Raw genomic sequence first — 21,287 nt, forward strand, 5'->3', positions numbered from 1 at the left:
CGCAAAATTACAAATTTTATTAAAACAAAAAACGAAGCTAATCATCATTTGTTTTACTACAATTATTTTGACATTATATTTATAAATTTTTAACAAAAGGAATAATGCTTTTCATTGAAATCATGCCCTTTGTAATAACAATATAAATTTTTACTTTTGTGCTTTAATTCTATTATAAACTTAAACTTTTTATAAAGTGGATATTTTCAATAAATGTACTAGTGATATGGGCCCTCTTGGTATTTATGCCGACAAAGCCCATGGTTATTTTTCATTTCCAAAGTTGGAAGGTGAGATTGCTCCCCGAATGGTATTTCGCGGCAAAGAGCGGTTAACATGGAGTTTAAACAACTACCTTGGTCTTGGCAATCATCCGGAAGTTCGTAAAGCTGATGCAGAAGCAGCAGCAAAATACGGGATGGCTTATCCAATGGGTGCCCGAATGATGTCAGGTCAAACCAAATATCATGAACAATTAGAGAATGAACTTGCAGCTTTTGTAGGACAAGAAGCCGGTTATCTGTTAAATTTCGGCTATCAGGGAATGGTTTCGATCATTGATTCAATGGTTAATCGTAAGGATGTGATTGTTTATGATTCTGAAGCTCACGCTTGTATCTTGGATGGAATGAGATTACATATTGGTAAAAGATTCGTTTATCCACATAATAATATTGAGAAACTTGAATTGCAATTAACCCATGCACAAAAACTTGTTGAACAAACAGGCGGAGGTATACTTGTAATTACAGAGGGTGTTTATGGCATGTCGGGAGATTTGGGAAAACTAGATAAAATTGTCGAATTAAAGAAGAAGTTCAACTTCAGACTACTTGTGGACGATGCTCATGGTTTCGGAACTATGGGAAAAACCGGTGCAGGTACCGGTGAACACTTTGGTGTGCAAAAAGACATAGATATTTATTTCGCCACTTTTGCTAAAGCCATGGCCGGAATTGGTGCCTTTGTTGCCAGTAAAAAAGAAGTTATCAAATTTCTGGCTTACAATATGAGATCACAGATTTATGCAAAATCATTGCCAATGCCTATGGTAATGGGTGCGTTAAAAAGACTTGATATGATCCGCAATGATTCGTCGTATAGAGATAATCTTTGGAAAATAGTTAATGCTCTGCAAAGCGGACTTAAAGCAAAAGGACTTGATATTGGTGTAACCGAATCACCTGTTACTCCTGTAATGCTTTATGGTGAAATTCCCGAAGCAACCCAAATTACGGTTGACTTAAGGGAAAACTACGGCGTATTCTGTTCAATAGTTACTTATCCTGTTGTACCTAAAGGTGTGATTCTCTTGAGAATTATTCCTACTGCAGTGCATACACTCGAAGATGTTGAGTATACAATAAACGCATTTGCCGAAGTAAAAAAGAAATTAGAAAATAACGAATATTCGAAGACTGAATTTGCCAACTGGCAATGAAATTAAAAAAAGCCCTCTCAATAAAATCGAGAGGGCTTTTTTAATATTTTTTACCCTCAAACGGGTGTATAATTTTTAAATAACGTATTATTTCTTTAATCATATATTGCAGGCCATTTTGCACGTCCAGTTTGAGCAACATATCCAACTGTTCCTTACTTTCTTCATTAAATATCCCGACTTTATAATAGGCATTTGATTTCGCAACCAAATAATTGAGTGGCAATGATCGATTGTAGTTCAAATCGATAAGTATGTGAAAATGGCTACTAATAAAATCCCGAACATAAGAAGAATTAGGACGATAAAACCAATCGACCTCATTTGGTCTGACATAATCAACTGTTAATCGTTGAGGAATAAATTCAAGCATTTTTGCATTTTTAATGTAGACAATCACTTTTACTTTCTTCTTCTCATCATGCAACTGACTAATTAACTGCTCAATTATCCTGAATTCTTCTTCATCCTTATATTCGTAAACAATGCCTATTGATTCAGCCGTTCCAAGACTATAAAATTTCTTCGTCCTCGAAAGGTTTTTCAATTCTTTTTTAAAGAGAGAATTTCCTATTAATAATTGTATTGGTTTTAAGATATTCATTGACTAATTATTTATTTTTTTGCGAGCCAAAGGTGATCAATTTTCCCGATATAAAACCGATGATAGTCCTTATCCGGATATACCCGATGATCTATTTCAGGTAAAATAAATTTAGATTCTTTGATATCATCATTATAAATCTTTGAACACTCAATGTTCAATTTTGCCTCATTAAACATTATGTTTCCTGATGGGGATTGAAAAGCAGATAAACCTGTTTCCTTAATCTTATTAACATCCCTGCCTGAATGATTACCACAATAGTCTAAAATTTCACGATGCTCTTTGCCAAAAAATGACAGTGCAAAAGTAGGATACATTTCTGTAAATTCGAATGTATATCTTTGATGTCGGATAAAAATAAATACTACAGGCAAATTCCACAAATAGCCTATTCCTCCCCAGGCAGCAGTCATCGTATTAAAATCGTTCGGTTCACCAGCTGTAATCAACATCCATTCCTTGCCAATCAGCCTGATTACATTATCCTTAAAATCATTTGGATCGAGTTCTCTAAATTTTTCAATCATTATTCTTCAATTTTATCATTAAATTTGACCTTACTTTTGAGTTTTCTAATTAACGCAAAAATAATTATTATTTTGAAAATAACTTTTCTTGGAACTGGGACATCTCAAGGAGTGCCTGTAATTGGTTGCAATTGCGAAACTTGCCAGTCAAATAGCCCAAAGGATATTAGGTTAAGATCGTCTGTTCTCATACAAACCAAGGAATTCAAATTCACGATTGACGCAGGACCCGATTTCAGGCAGCAGATGCTATTGAATAAAGTAACTCGATTAGATGCAATATTAGTAACTCATGGGCATAAGGATCATGTCGGGGGATTGGATGATGTCAGGGCATTTAATTTTTTATCAAAAAAACCTATGGAGGTTTTTTTAGGAAAATTTGCTGAACCGGATTTAAAACGTGAATTTCATTATGCCTTCGAAAAAGACAGATATCCGGGATCTCCAAACATTAAATTAAACATTATTGAGAACTCACCTTTTCATTTTAAAGGAATTGAAATCATTCCAATAAAGGCAAATCATTATAAAAGTGAAGTTTTCGGATACCGAATTGGTGATTTTTGTTATCTCACTGATTTAAAAACGATCAGCGAAGAGGAAAAAAACAAAATGCGCGGTGCAAAAGTCATAGCTATCAGTGCACTACGAAAAAAAGAACATATTTCTCATCTTAACTTATCCCAAGCAGTTAGCTTAATTCAGGAATTAAATCCTGCAAAGGGCTATATTACTCACATCAGCCATTTAATGGGGCTTCATGAAAAAGTAAATCGGGAATTACCTGAAAATATTAGTTTGGCCTATGATGGATTAACATTTAATCTTAATTAATTTTTTCAACCTTTCTTAAATCAAGCAAATTAATTGGGTTACTTCCCAATCCCCTGATATTTGGTTGGACAAATCTCAAAACCTGGTCATAATATAAAACCACAACCGGTGCTTCATCCATCACAATACTATCCATTTTAGCATATAATTCAAAACGTTTTTCATCATTCGTTTCAATTAATGAAGACTCGTAAAGATCATCAAAAAGTGAATTATTAAAATGCGTGTAATTGGGTCCGGTAGGACAGAAATTTTTTGAATAAAACATGGACAGATAATTTTCGGCATCAGGATAATCTGCAATCCAGGAAGCCCTGAAAAAAGGCAATTTAGCCTGTGCTTTCATTTCTCGCATGGCAGCAGGCGGGCTTACATCTATATCAATCTTTATTCCAATTTCTCCCAGTGCATGCTGAATGTACTCGCATAAATCTAAATATTCAGCAGTTGTAACAAGGTTAATTGGGCTCATTCCTTGCCCATCAGGGTATCCGGCTTCAATTAGTAATTTTCTTGCTTTGTCAGGATTGAACGAATATCCATAGTCCGCATTCTGATTGTATGAAGGAAATCCTTTAGGAACAATTCCTTTCAAACCCGGTTCACCAATATTATTTCGTAAAAACTTCATCATTTTAACACGATCAAAACCATAATTAATGGCTTGACGAATTTTCTTCATTCGTAATGGATTCGAACTTGTTGAATCATCCACCAAAATTCCGAGATATTCTGTATTCAGATAAGGTTGTGAAACTAAATCGATTCTATCCTGATATTTTGGTTTTAAGCCTCCCCTTTTCGTCAATATTTCATCTTTGTAACCGGCATCGATCCCCGACATAAAATCAAGTTTCCCTTGCACAAAATGCAAAAATGCTGCTTGCTTATCAGCCAGAAAAGTAACTGAAACAGCATCAAGATATGGAAGCTTTTTTCCTTCAAAGGACTCAAAATAATTTTCATTTTTCGTTAAAACCATTTTTACACCCTCGCTCCATAATTTTAATTTAAAAGGGCCTGCTCCAACCGGATTTTCGCGAAATTCATCTTTGTAAAACTCGATGGCTTCGTGAGGAATAACAGCACAATATTGCATGGCCAGTATGCCTAAAAATGGGGTAAAGGGTTGGCTTAAATTTATTTTGAATACTGAATCATTTATTGCTTCAAAGGCATATTTATCATCAGCATTCTCAATTTGACTAAAAACCCATAAGCCCGGCGAGGCAACTTTTGGGTCAACGATTCTTTTGAAACTAAATACAAAATCACTTGCTACGACCCTCCTTCCCACACCATCAGGAAATGATTCGTCATCATGAAAATAAACATCCCTGCGTAAATTGAAAGTATAACTTAATCCATTCTCCGAAATCTGCCAATCTTTTGCAATAGCAGGCTCTACCTTAAGCTCATCATTAAGCCTTACTAAACCTGCAAAGAGTTGATTACATGCCCAGATATTTGCCAGATCTTTCGCAAAAGCAGGGTCGAGCGAACTTATATTTGCTGCTTCATTATAGCGAAAAACTGTCTTATCTGTTTCATTTAAGTCTTGTTTGCATGATGACAGCACAGCAACGACAACACAAATAATCAAACCATTTTTTTTCATACATTCAAAAATACACTATTCTTTAATGCAATCATATTCCAATTTATGCAGCTTTATGCATCGAAATTTGAAGAATAATCTATCTCAATAAAAAAAATCGACCAACTCATAAAATCTATTGATATTTGCCTTCTATTATTCAAAACATAACAGACTCATTAATTAAATAATTAAGTAAATTGGCAGATCCAATTAAAACCTGAAACTATGAAAACTAATAAAAATCTATTTTTTACAATTCTGGCACTTCTCTTTTTCTCAACTACTGGATTAATAGCTCAAGAAGCTGACTCTGTAGGTTATATCGTTAAAGATGGCGATACGGCCCCACAATTTACCATGACCCTCACTGACGGAAGTCAAGTTAGCATGGCCGATTTAAAAGGTAAGGTTGTTCTTCTTCAGTTCACAGCCAGTTGGTGCGTTGTATGTCGGAAAGAGATGCCATTTTTAGAATCCGAAATATGGCAGGAATATAAAGACAAGGGGTTAGTGATGATCGGAATTGATCGCGATGAACCTTTGGAAACAGTTCAGAAATTTGCCAAACAAATGAAAATAACCTATCCGTTGGCTCTGGATCCAAATGCAGATATTTTTGGATTGTTTGCCCTCAAACAAAGTGGGGTAACGCGTAATGTAATCATTGATCGTAACGGGCGAATCGTTTTTAAAACACGCCTTTTCGATCGTGAAGAATTTGATCATATGAAAGCAAAAATTAAAGAACTAATTGAGCGCAAATAATCTATACAAAAACACCAAATGAAAAGAACTATAAATATTTTAATAACAATATTTTTGGTAACAATCCCTTTTATAGGGTTCCCTCAAAAAACAGTCAAAGAAAAAGGGTTGGAAGCCATCACCATCGATGGGATAAAAGGATCTCTTGAGTTTTTAGCATCCGATTGGACAGAAGGTCGTGAGACCGGCGAAAGAGGCAGTTTTATGGCAGCCGATTATATTCAAAGCATGTTTAAAGTCTTTGGGATTCAGCCTGCCGGTGACATCGCTTATGTTAGGCCAACACGAGAACAAAGAGCTGCAGGAATTGAAATCCAACAGGCAAAAGGTTATTTTCAGGATTTTAGCCTGGTAAAATCCAAATTAGGAGTCAATCAGGTTTTTGAGATGAAAAGAGTAAATGGAACAACTAACAGTGTCCAAAGTTTTGAATATCTCACCGATTTCTCATATAGTACACCTGAAGTCAGCCAATCATTCGAAACCGAAATTGTTTTTGTAGGATATGGTTACGTTGATAAAGCCAATGCCTACGACGATTATAAAAATGTTGATGTTAAAGGGAAAATAGTTTTAATGATTACAGGATTTCCCGGACATCGGGATAAAAACTCTGATGCATTTAAGAAATTCAGTAACGATGAAAACCTCGTATCTTATTACCTTAGTCGTTCTAAGCAAAACTGGGCAATTGAACATGGAGCCATTGGGATTATGGAATGCAATATTGAATATAATGCTCAGGATAATTGGTTTACCAATTATCCCTTACGATTTGAATCCAGAGGTTATGAAGGGGATGAACCTATGACAACCCGTGAATATTCAATGCGGATTCCGGGTGATAAACTGAACCCACAACTCCTGCGAATCAGCTTAAGCAATCGAGCTATCAATGAGATCATAAAAGAGAGTAAGATTGATTTTTCTTCTTATGAAAAAATGGCAATCGAGAAAATGAAACCGTTTTCAATGATGATCCCAAATTTGAGAATAAATGTTTATGCCGATGTTGAATCAGAAATAATCAAAGCGCGAAATATTTTAGGCATGATCGAAGGTGAGAACCTCAATGATATTATAGTTATTGGAGAACACTACGATCATATGGGAATGCACAAAGGTTTTATTTTTAATGGTGCCGATGATGATGCATCCGGTGTAATAGGGATGTTGACCATTGCAAGAGCAATCAAAGCAACAGGTGTTAAACCTAAAAAAACCATCATTTTTGCAGCTTGGACCGCTGAGGAAAAAGGATTGTTGGGCTCTAAATATTTTGTACAATCCTTCAAACCATTGGATCGAATCACATATAATTTAAATATGGATATGATTTCCAGAAATAATCCTACCGACAGTAAAGGAAATCAATTAACGATGAAGGTGACAAAAGGAAATGATTTTTTTGAAGAGATAACTAAAAACAACATTAAGAATTTCAATTTAAACCTTGAAGTAATTTACGACCCAATTGATGCCGGAACTTCTAGTGGAGGATCGGACTATGTGCCATTTTGTGCAGAATATATTCCTTTTTTCTCATTTAACGCGGGTTTTGATAATAATTACCATCACTATGATGATGAAACATCAACTTTGAACTGGGAAAAAATGCTTACGATAGTGAAGTTAGGATTTTTGGATATTTGGGATTTAGCAAACAACTAACAATATTATAGGTAAAATGAAAACAATGATTGATCTGAGAAGCGATACCGTAACAAAGCCCTCAAAATTAATGCTTGAGGCCATGATGAATGCAAAAGTTGGTGATGATGTTTTTGGCGAAGATCCGACCATTAATGAATTAGAAAATAAAGCAGCAAAGATGTTTGGAATGGAAGCAAGCTTGTTTTGTTCTTCAGGAACCCAAACAAATCAAATTGCGATTAAAGTCCATACCATTCCGGGTGATGAAATCATCTGCGATCACACTTCACATGTATACAGATTTGAAGGAGGTGGAATAGGGTTCAATTCAGGCTCTTCAGTCCGCTTAATTCATGGAGATAGAGGTAGAATTACCGCTAACGATGTATTAGCGGAAATTAACCCCAATGATTCGCATTATCCTCATACAAGTTTGGTTTCGGTTGAGAATACTGCAAATAAAGGAGGTGGGAGTTGTTATGACTTTAATGAGCTTCTTAAAATTAAACAAGCCTGTGATGAGAAGAACCTTAAATTCCATATGGATGGTGCACGACTATTTAATGCCCTCGTTAAAACCGGAGAAACGCCAATTCAGCACGGTAAGTTATTCGATTCAATTTCAATTTGCCTTTCAAAAGGCCTCGGTGCACCTGTTGGCTCCTTACTTTTAGGTTCTGCTGAATTTATTAATAAAGCGCATCGTATTCGTAAAATAATGGGTGGTGGTATGAGACAAGCAGGATTTCTGGCAGCTGCCGGAATTTATGCCTTGGACCATAACATAAATCGATTGGCTCAAGATCATCAGAAAGCAAAATCTTTGGAAAATACTTTGTCAGGATTATCATACATCGAGGACGTGATGCCGGTAGAAACAAATATAATCATCTTCAAATTACCTAAAGAAATAAGTAATGCTGATTTTCTGAAAAAATTCAGTTCTAACAATATTTTGGCAACCGGTTTTGGACCTCAACTGATACGTTTTGTAACCCATCTTGATTTTACTGATGATATGTTGACCATTACTGAGGAAGTATTAAGGAAAAAGATGTTTTGATAGAATTGACGGTGTAAACCGAGCTTGCCTATAGCATGTTATCATCAATCTAATTCGGATCTTCACCTAAAGAATGATTAGAAATATACTTCAGAATGCAAATTATTAGCAGAAAAACCCTGCTCTAATAAAATATCATAGGCATCGTGAATCATATCGCAGTTTCCGCATAAATAAACCTGCATCGAATTATCAAAAGGTAAGTCTTTCAGATATTCGGTCACTCTTCCGAAATAATTTCCTTTATCGTCTCTGGTAGAACATAGGTGATAATTATCTGCATTGTATTCTGAACGCTCATAGGCCTCATACGAATACCGAACACCATGTAAAAGCTCATATTCTAATTCGGGGTACGACTTTATAAAGCTGTGGAATGGCGCAATACCGGTACCACTCGCTATAAATAAAAATTTATTGTCCTTAATTTTATTCTCATCAATTCTAAAATAGCCAACCGGACCATCAAATCTCACACGATCGCCAATTTCGCATCTTTTTAATTGTTTCGAAACCAAACCATCTTCAACTTCTTTAATGAGTACTTCAATAAATGGATCGTTTTCACCACTATAAATCGAATACTCTCGTGTTGCTCCATCATTACCAAATCCGAGTGAAATATGTTGACCGGCAAAAAGTTTAATATTTTTCCGTTCCAATCTTAAAATATAGGTAGTTAATGTCAATTCTCTTAAGCCAATAACTTTAAGCGTGTTTGGCTGTACAAATGTTAATGAAGTGTTTAACCCTTCCGTATTATATATATTAGGTTTTTTTTGAATTGTAAATTTTTGCATTCTTATCTTATTCTTATTTATTCTATTTATAAATTGTCTACAAAATTAGCCTTTTATGTTCAATACAACAATACTTAGTTTTTAATTTTTTAAAATAATATATTTTTTTATTTATATTGTTTCTATTTAAAATATTAATTTTATTCCTTACTTTATCTTTTATGAAAGATCATATTGCAATTAGTCGTTTGCCTCGCTGGATGAAATCAGAATTGCCCAAAGGGAAAAATTATATTCACCTTAAAAGTTTAATCGCCGAACATGAGCTAAACACTATCTGTACAAGCGGAAATTGCCCGAATAGAGGAGAATGTTGGAATGCCGGGACGGCAAGTTTTATGATTCTCGGGGATAAATGTACGCGTAATTGCCGATTTTGCGCCGTAAAAAACTTAATCCCCGAACCTGTGGATTGGAACGAAGCCCACAAACTTGCCTTAACAATAAAAACACTAGCGCTCAAGCATTGTGTGATTACTTCAGTTGCTCGAGATGACCTTGCTGATGGAGGTGCTGAATTTTGGGCGAATTGTATTTTGGAGATCAGGAAAGCTAATCCGGAAATAAGCATTGAAACACTTATTCCCGACTTTAACGGACGAGAAACGGATCTTCAAAAAGTAATTGATGCCAAACCTGACGTAATCTCACACAATTTAGAAACCGTTGAAAGGCTTACACCCAGTGTTCGGAGTCGGGCCAGATACCAAACCAGCCTCAATGTTTTGGAAATGATAGCTAAATCAGGGATAGTTGCCAAGAGTGGCATTATGCTCGGCTTAGGCGAATTAAAGGAAGAAGTACTACAAACGATGGATGACTTAAGAAAGATTAATTGTAAGGTATTAACCATCGGACAGTACCTTCAACCGGAAGGACATCATCTAAAAGTAACGGAATATATCAAGCCTGAGATTTTTGAAATGTATAAAACAGAAGGGTTAAAACGTGGGTTTTCATTCGTTGAGAGTTCACCATTGGTTCGTTCATCTTATCATGCAGAAAGGCACATTAATGCTTAACCACAATAGTATGGCCCAAAAAATTGAAAGCAGTGTTCTCAATATCCGGCATTTAACCGATCATACTTTTATAATAACGGTTGAGCGCCATAACATCAATTTTCAGCCCGGTCAGTACATGATCTTGAAATTTCCGCAAGACAGAGAATCGAGAGAGTATTCAATCTATAATAAGGTTGATGATGACTATCTCCAATTTTTGATCAGAGATATTGAAGATGGTTATCTGTCTCCACGACTTAAAAATATTGACCAAGGAACATTAATTGAGATGGAAGGTCCATATGGGTTTTTCACATTACCAGTTACAAATCAAAACTCAAATAACTACGTTTTCATAGCAACAGGTACGGGGATTTCACCAATTCATAGCATATTAACATCAGAGCCAAACATTGATTATCAAATCATTCATGGGATTAGAATTCCTGAAGAAAAATACCAATTTACAGATTACAAACAAGCAAACTATAAAGCATGTGTTACAGGTGTAAATTCAAATGATTTTCACGGAAAGGTAACTGACTACCTAAAGACCATAAAACCTAAACCGGAAGCATCATATTACTTATCAGGTAATTCGGCAATGATTAATGACGTTACCAACTACTTGCTTGCTTACCAGATTCCTATTGAGAGAATAAATACTGAAATTTATTTTTAATTTATTTTTTTATTTATTTCTTAATGATAGATTTAATATCATATTTGGCAGAGTATTTGGTATAAATCAAACCTAAACAAAATTACATATCATGAAAAATAGCTATAACTCTTGTAAAAGTATTTTCTATTCAATTCTGCTATTAGCAATAGTTTCATTAACATTTTCATCATGCCAAAAAGAAGGCCCTATGGGACCCGAAGGTCCTGCCGGTGAAGATGCAAGAAACAGTGTTTCAAGTTTTTATTATACAATTTATGAAGACGAATGGCAAACTTTTGGTGAACCGGGTATAGGGTTTGGTTATACCGGGAGTATGGACTTTCCGGAAATTACTGACGATGTTTTAAATTATGGAGCGGTACTGGTTTATTTATATCAGGATAATAAACTATTTCCATTACCTACAACCTTTATTAACGCCGGAGATGGTGGATATATGACTTCTATATGGGTAACATTACAGTATGAACAAGTATTAATTACTTTCCAGGACAGTGACGGATATACAATTAATCCGGGAGATCAGGAATTTAAAGTTGTAATCATTGAAGGAGGAATCCCAATCCCTCAAAGTCTTAATTTAAAGGATTACGATGAAGTAAAGAAATATTTCAATCTTAAATAATTAACTGAAATAGGTTTCGATTCATAGCGACAGAAAACTTCATGGTTCATTCATGGAGTTTTTTTTATTTCCGATCACACCCATGATATTTCAAATAATATTTATGCTTTTCATTTATCGCATCTAAATTCATCATAAACAAACACATCCGTTAAGAATTTAGTTTCCATACCCATTATTTTATTTAAATTTGATATTTATGCATCCACTTTGTAACCTTTACCAATTTGCTCGGTAATCAAACATAACAATACATCTGCAAGAGAATGGAACATGACGAAATATTGATGTTTGAAGTCAAAAATGGAAACCTCGATTCACTTGTTCCATTATTTGACAAATATCATGTAAAACTTTACAATTTCTTTTTACGCCTAACGCGTAACAGGGAAACTTCAGAAGATTTGACTCAGAATGTATTTAGTAGAATTATAGCTTATAAGCACACTTTTAACGAGCAATATAAATTCAAAACATGGATGTATCAGATGGCGCGAAACACACATATTGATCATTATCATAAAAATAAAATGTATTTCTCAGATTTTGAAGAAACAGAACAAACATCCGTAAAAATGAGAGAAGCCATCGATGAAACTGAAAAAACCGAAAAACACGAAATCCTTTATGAAGCCTTGAATTTACTATCAATCGATGAACGTGAAATAATAGAGTTAAGCAAATTTCAGGATTTAAAATACGAAGAGATTTCAAAAATTACGGGAAATTCGATAGGAGCAATAAAAGTAAAAGTGCATAGGGCAGTGAATAAATTAAGAAACAATTATTTTCAATTAGCATAAAACTCAGGATCATGGATTGCAAAAAGATAAATAGTTTACTCATAGATTTTGTGGATAAACAATTAGATGCAGAGCATATAAAATCAGTTCAAACTCATCTGGCTGATTGTAAAAATTGCCGTCAGGAAGTGGAAGAATTAGCCATCATTATGAATGAGATCAATACGATTGAAGAAAGACAACCTTCAGAAAAACTAAAGGCAAATTTTATTCAAATGATTGAAGAGCAGAAATCAAAATCTATCGCCATTGAGGCCAAACCCATTCAATCTCATCATTCAGGAAATTATACCCGATTGCGTTTTCTGAATCCGATGTATCAGGTTGCTGCTGGTTTTGCAATTTTAATCTCCGGATTGCTTTTAGGCTTACTGATCAACAAAAACAATGGAGTAAATAATAGCGAATTAATTGCTTTACAAAATGAAGTTTCGAACATGAAACAGGTAGTCATGTTATCTAAACTAGACCAAACTTCGCCAAGCTCGCGAATACAGGCAGTAGGTTATATGGAAGAACTTTCCAGCCCCGACCCGAAAGTTATTGATGCCTTGATCAATGCAATGAATGTGGATGAAAATTCAAATGTACGTTTAGCTGCCACAACTGCTCTTTCACGTTTTACCGACAATGATATTGTGCGCGAGGCTTTAATCAATTCATTGGCTATACAGGAAGATCCGATGGTTCAGATAACACTCATCAATATTATGATCGGATTGCATGAAACCAAAGCTAGCTCGTTCATTCAACGGATTGCCAATAATGACAATACTAATAAAAGCGTAAAATCAATCGCTCAAAAAGGGCTTGAAATTTTAATTTAAAATTTAAAAATATATTGCCGGCCGCAATAAATCTGACAACAAATTAATCGCAAACAAAATAAAAAATAAACATTATGAAAACTTTACAAAAACTGACACTGATAACTGTAGCTGTAGTATTTTTAGCTGCAAACTTAAGTGCACAATCATACAAACATGCCATTAAAAATTCAAAAAGGGTAGTCATTGAAAACTTACTTGGAGAAGTGACATTTGACGGCTATGATGGAAATGAAATTATCGTGGAAGTCAGCAATTTTAAAGCCCTGCCAAAACGTGCTGACGGATTAAAAGCAATTTACGGCGGAGGTGAAGAGAATACAGGTATTGGTTTGACATTTCTTGAGTTAGACGGAAGTATCCAAATTTCGGGTGCAAGCAAACAATCGGAAAATGCAAAATATACTTTTAAGATTCCAAATTCGATGACACTGAAGGTGAATTATGCAAGTCCTTTCGCAGAATCAGATCAAATTGTATTTAAGAATTTCAAAAATGAAATTTCGGTTAAAACCTTGAATGCAAATATTGAATTCATAGATGTGACAGGCCCTATAACTTCAAGCACAATTGATGGAGATACGAAAGTTGTTTTCAGCAAGGTTAGTCAAGAAAGCCCAATTTCGATTTCAAGTATTGATGGTGAAATAGATGTCACCATACCTGCAAATACTCCATCAAATTTACGTTTCAGCAATTTTGATGGAGAAGTTTATACCGACTTTGACATTGTTTTTATTGATAAAGACAAAAAAGGTGATCATTCATTAAGTTATATTGGTGGCCATAATTCCTCAAGTGGCACAATTAATGGAGGTGGCGTTGAAATCAGCTTAAAAACGATTGACGGGATTATCTATCTCAGAAAAAAATAACCTTAATAGCGCTGTCCAAAAAGGTTCTTTGACTAGTCAGATTGAGCTTCCGCCGGAGGTTGAAGCTCGATGTGACAAGTCATATTTTAATCTTATCCTTGCTGACAGCCTATTCTCGCTTATTCCTGTATTCATTTATTTTAAGTGTAGCACTTTTCTACATAAGTGATAACTATAACCTTTAAAAACCAAAAAATCATGAAAAAAATATACATAGCACTAAGCTTGATACTGATCACGCTTACTGCATTCAACCAAACCATTGTTGAAAAAACAATAAAATTGAACAGTCAAAAAGAGGTGGTTCTGGATTTTGATTTTGCTGATGAGATTAAAATCAAAGGTTGGGACAAAAATGAAATCTATGTAAAAGTTAGTGTAAATATTAACGACAACGAAGACAACGGTGCTTTTAAACTAGACACAAAAGAGTCATCTTCTTTTGTAAGTTTTATATCGGACATTGAGAACATGAAAAAAATATCCAAAAATCGCATCACCGTTAAAACGACAGAAGATGGAAAGCGAACAACAACTTACAGTGATGGTTGGCATATAGATATGGATATCTATTTCGAAGTTTTTTTGCCAAAAAATATGAACGTCAATTTGGGAACCATTAGTGGAGATGTAATTCTTTCAGATGCGATTGGTGAACTTAATATTGAAACAATATCCGGCTTTATTGACCTTACCATTGATAAAGTTGCCAAAGCGAGCTTAAAAACCTCAACCATAAGTGGAGGTGTTTATACCGATCATGATATCGAAATAAACAGAAAAGCCAGGAACGGAAAGTACCATATGGTAATTGGAAGCAGCCCTGATTTTGACATTAACGGTGGTGGCAGGTCAATAAACCTTAAAACCATTAGTGGCGACATTTATATCCGTAAGTAAATAGTGTAACAAATTATAAAAAGAATCGTCTTTTATAATATCAACTAAAATCCATTCCAATGCTTCGTAATTATTTTAAGATTGCCATCAGAAGTTTATTAAAACACAAAGGTTTTTCAGCGATAAACATCCTTGGTCTCGCAATAGGTTTAACAATTGCCATTCTAATTCTGCTTTGGGTAAAATTTGAGTTCAGCTATGATGAGATGCATGTCAACAAAGACAGGATATACAGATTGGGGCAAACTCAAATTTACACTTCAGGGCCATTAAGGGTTTTCGCCATGCCCGGGCCTTTGGCAGCTCAAATTAAGACCGATTTTCCGGAAATTGAAAATGCTTTTCGCTATATTTTCAATGAAAAAACAATTCGCTATGAGGATAAAAAATTCAATGAAAGAGTAATATATACCGATGAGGAATTATTCTCGGTACTCACCATCGAATTTGTAAATGGGACGGCACAAAATGCTTTAACAGATGTTAATTCGATTGTCATTACCGATAAAATGGCAATGAAGTATTTTGGATCTACCGATGTTATAGGTAAAATACTAATCCTTGATGACACTAAAAATTTCAAAGTAACAGCGGTTATCAAAGAATTGCCAAAAAACTCCAGTTTTCGATGCGATTTCTGTATCCCATTTTCTCATGTAAGAGAGATGGGCTTTGACTATACCACGTATAATAGCAACTGGAATTCAATTTATGTGCTGTTGGCAGAAGGAGCTGACATGATTACCACAGGTGAAAAGATTAAAGAATACTTTAAAATCGTTAGAAATGATCCTGAGATTACTACTACGCTTTGGTTGTGGCCACTCAGCAAAGTGCATCTGTACTCACCAAATGGCGGAGGTGGTATTAGAACTATCAGACTGTTTATTATTATCGCTTTTGTGATTTTAATTATTGCCTGTATCAATTTCATGAATCTTGTAACTGCCAAATCAACCTTGAGATCTAGAGAAATAGGACTAAGAAAAGTTTTTGGTGCAGGAAGGAAAAATATTATTGTTCAGTTTTTTGGTGAATCAATTTTAACTACCATACTGGCCATGATAGTGGCGTTGATATTTGTTCAATTATTGCTCCCTTCATTCAACCTTATTGCCGAAAGAGAATTGATTTTCAATTTTGCAGATACCGACATCATTGCAGGACTTATTATTCTGATTATAATTACAGGGCTTATCGCCGGAAGCTATCCTGCTTTGTACTTATCTTCTTTCAAACCCATTAGCATATTAAAAGGAACCGTCGTAAAAGGCAAGTCAGGTGTAATTTTCAGGAAATCATTGGTTGTATTTCAATTTTCCTTATCTATTATTTTAATCATTGGCAGTATCATCATCTATAATCAACAAAAACATTTGCTTAATAAGGATATTGGGATGGAACGGGAAAATGTAATTATGATAGGCATGCAGGGTGAGGTGAACAATAAGTATGATGCGATAAAATCCTTACTACTTCAAACTCCGAATATTTCATCCGTATCAAGAGCCTCGCATTTGCCGATAATGATTGGAAGCAATACAGGCAGTATGACCTGGGAAGGAAGAGAAGATGACAAAGATATTTTGATAGGTTTCACTTTTGTTGATCTCGATTATCAGGAAGCGCTAGGAATGAAAATGGCCGACGGCCGATTCTTTTCAAAAGAATTTGGGACAGATTCAGCTGCTGTCGTAATCAATGAAAGCGCAGCTAAAGTCATGGGATTAAATGATCCTGTTGGTAAATGGCTGGCGTGGGGACCGAATCAAAAATATAAAATTATAGGCGTAGTTAACGATTTCAATTTTTTACATTTAAGCCAGGAAGTGAGTCCGATGGCAATGTTCTATTATACAGGACAATGCCGTTACCTGTTTATTAAGGCAATTAATAATATTGCTGAAACTACAAAATATATTGAAACATCATGGAATGAAGTCTTCCCTACCTATCCGTTCGAATATTCCATGTTAAATGATAAATATAAAGACATGTATGCAAGCGAAGAAAAGACAGGAACCCTTTTCAAATACTTCACTGTCTTGGCAATTATCATCTCTTGTTTAGGCTTATTTGGACTTGCCTCCTATATGGCTGAACAAAAGACCAAAGAAATTGGAATCAGAAAAGTTCTTGGTTCATCTGAATCAACAATTGTATATAACATGACTCTGGAATTTATCAAATGGGTTGTTATTGCAAACCTGATCGCATGGCCGGTTAGCTGGTATCTTGGAAAACAATTCCTTGATCAGTATGCATATCGAACAAATTTGGGGATTATTATTTTCCTTTTCTCTGGAATTGCTTCTATCATGATCGCAATACTTACAATTAGTTATCAATCGTACCGAGCTGCCAGAGCAAATCCGATCAATGCATTAAGACATGAATAATTCCATTTCGGCTTATTATTATAAAACGCAGACCTGCATGGGTTTGCGTTTTATATTTAAATTTCTTCATAAGTTAATGTTTTGTTAATACTGTAACTTTTGGGCTTTCCGGTAGTAATATATTATAGAAAACCACGTTTCAAAAATGTCATGGAAAGAATCATAAATTCGATCGTAAAATTTAAACCAAAGCATCAAAAATTCGCTTTCTGTTGTATAGGTATTCTATTTTGCACCTTGGCTTTTTTACTCTTGGTTTCAAAGAATAATTTGCCATTTTCTTTATCCTCAGAAAACATCAGCCAAATTACCAAAGCCATTATTAATATTTTCTGATGAATTTGCCTTCATAAATTCTATTTTCTTTCACTGTAACCTTAATTAATACTTCAGGTATTCTTAATGAGCAATCAAGCTACTTTAGGATTAAATCATGTAAAGTATATCAGTAAAAGTATTCAAAACCCAAATTATGATAACAAATTACCTTAAATCCGCCTTAAAATCTTTTAAACATGGTCTGTTCTATAATTGCATCAATATCGTTGGACTTGCTTTAGGTATAGCCTGCTCAGTATTGATTTTGTTGTGGGTTTCCCATGAATTTAGTTATGAAAACTTCAATCCGAAGAAAAACCAAGTATATAGAATCATTCAGGATATGGATTTTGAAAAGCCAGTTTCGTGGGCAATAAATCAAGGACCATTGGGACCTTCATTAGTAAAGGATTTTCCAGAGATTGAAAAATTTACCCGCTTCAAGATTTCCGGATTTACATTGGAATATAATGAAACTAAATTCAGAGAGCGTGGAGGTTACGCTGATCACGATTTCTTTGATATTTTTGGATGTAATCTTACATTAAGATCAGGAGATTCCGTTTTTAAAGATAACCGATCAATTGTATTGAGTGAAAAGCTTGCTAAAAAATATTTTAAGGACGAAAATCCAATAGGGAAAACTTTAAAGGTTACAAATGAATATTTTATGGTCACCGGAGTATTTAAAAACGTCCCAAAAAAAACTCATTTATGGTACGATTATTTACTCCCTATGAGTTTTGGAAAAGAAAGGGGGATGTCTGTTGATAGATGGAATAACAGTACTTTCTATACCTATTTATTAATTGCTGATGGGGTCAATGAATCGCAAATCAACGAAAAAATACGTCATTACCTTGATGACAAGCCAACCCTTGAGAAAAACACTGAACTAAAATTACAGCCCCTATCAGATATTCACTTATATTCGAATGTCGATTTTGATTTTGCTAGCGGCGACATCAAATATGTACGGATTTTTATGATTGTGGCCATTTTTATACTTGTTCTGGCATGTATAAACTTCATGAATTTATCTTCTGCCAGATCGATACGTCGGGCAAAAGAAATTGGAATCAGGAAAGTAATTGGGGCAAGTAGATTTCAGCTAATAAATCAAAATCTAGCTGAAACTTCTTTTCAGGTTTTTACATCTATTTTCATCGCGCTTATTCTAGTGAAATTTGCACTCCCATCTTTCAATAATATTGCTGGTAGAGAGCTGATTTTAGACCTATATAACCCGAATCTAATCGTTGGACTTTTATTTGTGCTTTTTATTTGCATCATTGTATCAGGACTTTACCCTGCAATACAGATATCTTTATTTAATCCCATTCAAACATTAAAAGGGGGGCATGTTAAAGGTGCACATAATTCCAGTTTCATTAAAATGCTTGTAGTATTTCAATTTTTGACTTCCGTCACACTAATAATTAGTGTGATTACCATTCAGAAACAGCTAATCTACTTTCAGAATAAAAAATTAGGATATAATAAGGAACATGTTCTGAACTTTGGAATTTCAGCTGAATTCATTAATAAATTTGATAATATCAAGACTGAATTGCTCCAAAACCCTTATATAAAGGATGTCACACAAATGGTTGCTTATCCAAATCAAGGATATGCTTTTTCAAATACATTGTTTACCTGGGAAGGGATGCAGAGTGGGAAAGAAATACTCTTTAGAAATAATTTTGTTGGGTACGATTATTTTAAAACATATCAAATGAAAATTGTTGAAGGGCGTGATTTTTCAAAAAATTATCCAACCGATACCATCGACGCCCTAATTGTTAATCAAACTGCTGTTAAAAGCATGGGGATGGACAATCCAATTGGTCAGCGATTAAAATATAATAATCAGGATTACTTAACCATTGTTGGAGTAGTTGAGGATTACAATTTCTCATCCCTCAAAAACAAAGTAGAACCTCTTATATTATGGTTAAAACCGGCAGAATGCATGCAAATCAGTATCCGCATAGATGAAAATAATTATCAAAATGCCATTGGTTTTATTGAGGGAAAATGGAAAGAGTATGTAAAAAATGTACCTTTTCACTATGATTTTATGAATGAACGATTGAATATTATGTACACCTCTGAAAGGGAATATGCCAAAATAATAACCTATTTTGCAATCCTTGCCATTCTGATATCTTGTTTGGGTTTATTCGGACTTACCTTTTATATGATCTCACAAAAGATGAAAGAAATTGGGATTAGAAAGGTGTTTGGGGGAACAATGGGTGATATCCATATATATCTGACAAAGACCTTTTTAAAATGGGTATTTATAGCAAATCTTGTTTCATGGCCAGTTTCGTGGTATCTAATGGACAAATGGCTAGACAATTATGCCTATCACACCAAAATTAACATATGGACATTCATGCTAGCATTAGGAATTACTTTACTGATTGCCTTATTAACTATTTTATATCAAACAATAAAGGCATCTAATAGTAAACCTATTGATGTGCTCAGGTACGAATAATTTATTTTTTGTAACATTTAAGTTAAATAGACGTCTATATAATATCAAAACCTATAAAAAATGATCAGATCAACCAACTTATCGAAAGTATTTCGCACCGACGAAGTAGAAACAACTGCTCTTAACGAAGTAACCTTTGAAATTAAAAAAGGTGAATTTGTAGCCATAATGGGTCCTTCCGGCTGTGGAAAATCAACACTGTTAAACATTCTTGGATTATTAGACAATCCTACGAGTGGAGAATATTATTTCCTGGAGAACGAAGTATCCGGATTTTCTGAACGGCAACGTGCAAACCTGCGTAAAAACAACATAGGTTTTGTATTTCAGAACTTTAATTTGATTGATGAATTAAATGTATTTGAGAATGTTGAACTTCCTCTTATTTACCTGGGTTATAGCGCTAAAGATCGTAAAAAACGTGTAGATGAAGTATTGGAACAAATGCAAATTATTCACCGCAAAAAACATTTTCCGCTTCAGTTATCAGGAGGTCAGCAACAAAGAGTAGCGGTTGCCAGAGCAGTAGTAGCAAATCCGGCTCTCATCCTTGCTGATGAGCCTACAGGTAACCTTGACTCGGCTCATGGCGAAGAAGTAATGAACCTATTAAGCGATTTAAACAGTAAAGGAACCACCATAATTATGGTGACTCACTCACAACGTGATGCGGAATACAGTCAAAGGGTTATCCGATTATTTGACGGGCAAATTATTGCTGAAAACATTAAGGAAAAGATTCTTTAATCAAAATCACAAAATCACTATATATTCCTGGAGGCCAATGGCCTCCATTTTTTTTGAAACATACAACCAAATCATCCATTCTCAATAACTTAAAAGATTTTAAATAAAAAACTCATAACTCATAATCCATAACTCCCGCCCGAACGTTCCGTTCGGAACGGGCGGGCATAATTCATAACTTCTCAAATCACTATCTTTATAACTGAAATAAAAAAATTCTGTAACATTTTTGGTAAGCCGAAGTTTATATAACTGTTAACTCAAAAATAGCCATCAATTTGGAATCGATTTCTGACAATGCATTA

19 protein-coding genes are annotated in these 21,287 nt (G+C 34.6%); 15 read left to right on the forward strand and 4 right to left on the reverse strand.

Going from position 1 to position 21,287, the window contains the following annotated elements; genetic code table 11:
• Positions 1–196: 196 nt before the first annotated feature.
• Positions 197–1,441 (forward strand): pyridoxal phosphate-dependent aminotransferase family protein, encoded by a 1,245-nt coding sequence (locus tag KKG99_16815; GenBank protein MBU1014658.1) that lies wholly within the window; start codon positions 197–199, stop codon positions 1,439–1,441.
• Positions 1,442–1,481: 40 nt separating this feature from the next.
• Here the strand turns inward: KKG99_16815 and KKG99_16820 are convergent, their stop codons facing one another.
• Positions 1,482–2,045, reverse strand: a complete 564-nt coding sequence (locus KKG99_16820) for a hypothetical protein (GenBank protein MBU1014659.1) — start codon at positions 2,043–2,045, stop codon at positions 1,482–1,484.
• Positions 2,046–2,056: 11 nt separating this feature from the next.
• Positions 2,057–2,575, reverse strand: coding sequence for a flavin reductase (locus KKG99_16825; protein MBU1014660.1), 519 nt, complete (start codon positions 2,573–2,575; stop codon positions 2,057–2,059).
• Positions 2,576–2,647: 72 nt separating this feature from the next.
• On the opposite strand from KKG99_16825, the gene KKG99_16830 reads away from it, so the two are divergent.
• Positions 2,648–3,412: an MBL fold metallo-hydrolase gene (locus KKG99_16830; protein MBU1014661.1), complete on the forward strand. Its 765-nt coding sequence runs from the start codon at positions 2,648–2,650 to the stop codon at positions 3,410–3,412.
• Here KKG99_16830 and KKG99_16835 read toward each other — a convergent pair.
• Complete coding sequence (locus KKG99_16835; protein ID MBU1014662.1) at positions 3,405–5,030, reverse strand: ABC transporter substrate-binding protein; 1,626 nt, start codon at positions 5,028–5,030, stop codon at positions 3,405–3,407. The two genes, KKG99_16830 and KKG99_16835, sit on opposite strands and share 8 nt — an antisense overlap.
• Before the next feature lie 207 nt (positions 5,031–5,237).
• Here KKG99_16835 and KKG99_16840 point away from each other — a divergent pair, with 207 nt between their 5' ends.
• From KKG99_16840 to KKG99_16850, 3 genes are read left to right on the forward strand one after another with little or no spacing between them, the layout of a single operon-like run.
• Entirely contained in the window at positions 5,238–5,777 is a 540-nt protein-coding gene (locus tag KKG99_16840; GenBank protein ID MBU1014663.1) for a TlpA family protein disulfide reductase, read from the forward strand.
• Between the two features lie 18 nt (positions 5,778–5,795).
• Complete coding sequence (locus tag KKG99_16845) at positions 5,796–7,448, forward strand: M20/M25/M40 family metallo-hydrolase (GenBank protein ID MBU1014664.1); 1,653 nt, start codon at positions 5,796–5,798, stop codon at positions 7,446–7,448.
• 25 nt (positions 7,449–7,473) lie between these two features.
• Positions 7,474–8,493, forward strand: coding sequence for a DegT/DnrJ/EryC1/StrS family aminotransferase (locus KKG99_16850; GenBank protein MBU1014665.1), 1,020 nt, complete (start codon positions 7,474–7,476; stop codon positions 8,491–8,493).
• A gap of 77 nt (positions 8,494–8,570) precedes the next feature.
• Here the strand turns inward: KKG99_16850 and KKG99_16855 are convergent, their stop codons facing one another.
• On the reverse strand, positions 8,571–9,293 hold the full coding sequence (locus KKG99_16855; GenBank protein MBU1014666.1) for an oxidoreductase: 723 nt from the start codon (positions 9,291–9,293) through the stop codon (positions 8,571–8,573).
• A 161-nt stretch (positions 9,294–9,454) separates the two neighbouring features.
• Between KKG99_16855 and lipA the strand changes: the two genes are divergently transcribed.
• The 10 genes from lipA (at position 9,455) to KKG99_16905 (ending at position 20,982) form a co-directional block, all read left to right on the forward strand.
• Positions 9,455–10,315: a lipoyl synthase gene (gene lipA / locus KKG99_16860; GenBank protein MBU1014667.1), complete on the forward strand. Its 861-nt coding sequence runs from the start codon at positions 9,455–9,457 to the stop codon at positions 10,313–10,315.
• A gap of 10 nt (positions 10,316–10,325) precedes the next feature.
• Positions 10,326–10,979 (forward strand): oxidoreductase, encoded by a 654-nt coding sequence (locus KKG99_16865; protein MBU1014668.1) that lies wholly within the window; start codon positions 10,326–10,328, stop codon positions 10,977–10,979.
• Positions 10,980–11,070: 91 nt separating this feature from the next.
• Complete coding sequence (locus tag KKG99_16870; GenBank protein MBU1014669.1) at positions 11,071–11,607, forward strand: hypothetical protein; 537 nt, start codon at positions 11,071–11,073, stop codon at positions 11,605–11,607.
• A 266-nt stretch (positions 11,608–11,873) separates the two neighbouring features.
• Positions 11,874–12,410, forward strand: coding sequence for an RNA polymerase sigma factor (locus KKG99_16875; GenBank protein MBU1014670.1), 537 nt, complete (start codon positions 11,874–11,876; stop codon positions 12,408–12,410).
• 11 nt (positions 12,411–12,421) lie between these two features.
• Positions 12,422–13,237 (forward strand): HEAT repeat domain-containing protein, encoded by an 816-nt coding sequence (locus KKG99_16880; protein ID MBU1014671.1) that lies wholly within the window; start codon positions 12,422–12,424, stop codon positions 13,235–13,237.
• A 74-nt stretch (positions 13,238–13,311) separates the two neighbouring features.
• Positions 13,312–14,112 carry a hypothetical protein gene (locus KKG99_16885; GenBank protein MBU1014672.1) on the forward strand — a complete coding sequence of 267 codons (801 nt, stop codon included), beginning with the start codon at positions 13,312–13,314 and terminating at the stop codon, positions 14,110–14,112.
• 198 nt (positions 14,113–14,310) lie between these two features.
• Entirely contained in the window at positions 14,311–15,012 is a 702-nt protein-coding gene (locus tag KKG99_16890) for a hypothetical protein (GenBank protein MBU1014673.1), read from the forward strand.
• Between the two features lie 59 nt (positions 15,013–15,071).
• Positions 15,072–17,411, forward strand: a complete 2,340-nt coding sequence (locus KKG99_16895) for an ABC transporter permease (GenBank protein ID MBU1014674.1) — start codon at positions 15,072–15,074, stop codon at positions 17,409–17,411.
• 472 nt (positions 17,412–17,883) lie between these two features.
• On the forward strand, positions 17,884–20,235 hold the full coding sequence (locus KKG99_16900; protein MBU1014675.1) for an ABC transporter permease: 2,352 nt from the start codon (positions 17,884–17,886) through the stop codon (positions 20,233–20,235).
• A gap of 60 nt (positions 20,236–20,295) precedes the next feature.
• Positions 20,296–20,982 (forward strand): ABC transporter ATP-binding protein, encoded by a 687-nt coding sequence (locus KKG99_16905; protein ID MBU1014676.1) that lies wholly within the window; start codon positions 20,296–20,298, stop codon positions 20,980–20,982.
• The last annotated feature ends 305 nt before the right edge of the window (positions 20,983–21,287 follow it).

The organism is Bacteroidota bacterium (genome assembly GCA_018816945.1).
GTDB lineage: Bacteria > Bacteroidota > Bacteroidia > Bacteroidales.

What these genes read in the sequence shown, in the direction of transcription:
- KKG99_16820 (MBU1014659.1), bottom strand. Translation starts at nt 2,045, where the DNA reads ATGAATATCTTAAAACCAATACAATTATTAATAGGAAATTCTCTCTTT.
- KKG99_16825 (MBU1014660.1), bottom strand. Translation starts at nt 2,575, where the DNA reads ATGATTGAAAAATTTAGAGAACTCGATCCAAATGATTTTAAGGATAAT.
- KKG99_16835 (MBU1014662.1), bottom strand. Translation starts at nt 5,030, where the DNA reads ATGAAAAAAAATGGTTTGATTATTTGTGTTGTCGTTGCTGTGCTGTCA.
- KKG99_16840 (MBU1014663.1), top strand. Translation starts at nt 5,238, where the DNA reads ATGAAAACTAATAAAAATCTATTTTTTACAATTCTGGCACTTCTCTTT.
- KKG99_16845 (MBU1014664.1), top strand. Translation starts at nt 5,796, where the DNA reads ATGAAAAGAACTATAAATATTTTAATAACAATATTTTTGGTAACAATC.
- KKG99_16850 (MBU1014665.1), top strand. Translation starts at nt 7,474, where the DNA reads ATGATTGATCTGAGAAGCGATACCGTAACAAAGCCCTCAAAATTAATG.
- KKG99_16855 (MBU1014666.1), bottom strand. Translation starts at nt 9,293, where the DNA reads ATGCAAAAATTTACAATTCAAAAAAAACCTAATATATATAATACGGAA.
- lipA (MBU1014667.1), top strand. Translation starts at nt 9,455, where the DNA reads ATGAAAGATCATATTGCAATTAGTCGTTTGCCTCGCTGGATGAAATCA.
- KKG99_16865 (MBU1014668.1), top strand. Translation starts at nt 10,326, where the DNA reads ATGGCCCAAAAAATTGAAAGCAGTGTTCTCAATATCCGGCATTTAACC.
- KKG99_16870 (MBU1014669.1), top strand. Translation starts at nt 11,071, where the DNA reads ATGAAAAATAGCTATAACTCTTGTAAAAGTATTTTCTATTCAATTCTG.
- KKG99_16875 (MBU1014670.1), top strand. Translation starts at nt 11,874, where the DNA reads ATGGAACATGACGAAATATTGATGTTTGAAGTCAAAAATGGAAACCTC.
- KKG99_16880 (MBU1014671.1), top strand. Translation starts at nt 12,422, where the DNA reads ATGGATTGCAAAAAGATAAATAGTTTACTCATAGATTTTGTGGATAAA.
- KKG99_16885 (MBU1014672.1), top strand. Translation starts at nt 13,312, where the DNA reads ATGAAAACTTTACAAAAACTGACACTGATAACTGTAGCTGTAGTATTT.
- KKG99_16890 (MBU1014673.1), top strand. Translation starts at nt 14,311, where the DNA reads ATGAAAAAAATATACATAGCACTAAGCTTGATACTGATCACGCTTACT.
- KKG99_16895 (MBU1014674.1), top strand. Translation starts at nt 15,072, where the DNA reads ATGCTTCGTAATTATTTTAAGATTGCCATCAGAAGTTTATTAAAACAC.
- KKG99_16900 (MBU1014675.1), top strand. Translation starts at nt 17,884, where the DNA reads ATGATAACAAATTACCTTAAATCCGCCTTAAAATCTTTTAAACATGGT.
- KKG99_16905 (MBU1014676.1), top strand. Translation starts at nt 20,296, where the DNA reads ATGATCAGATCAACCAACTTATCGAAAGTATTTCGCACCGACGAAGTA.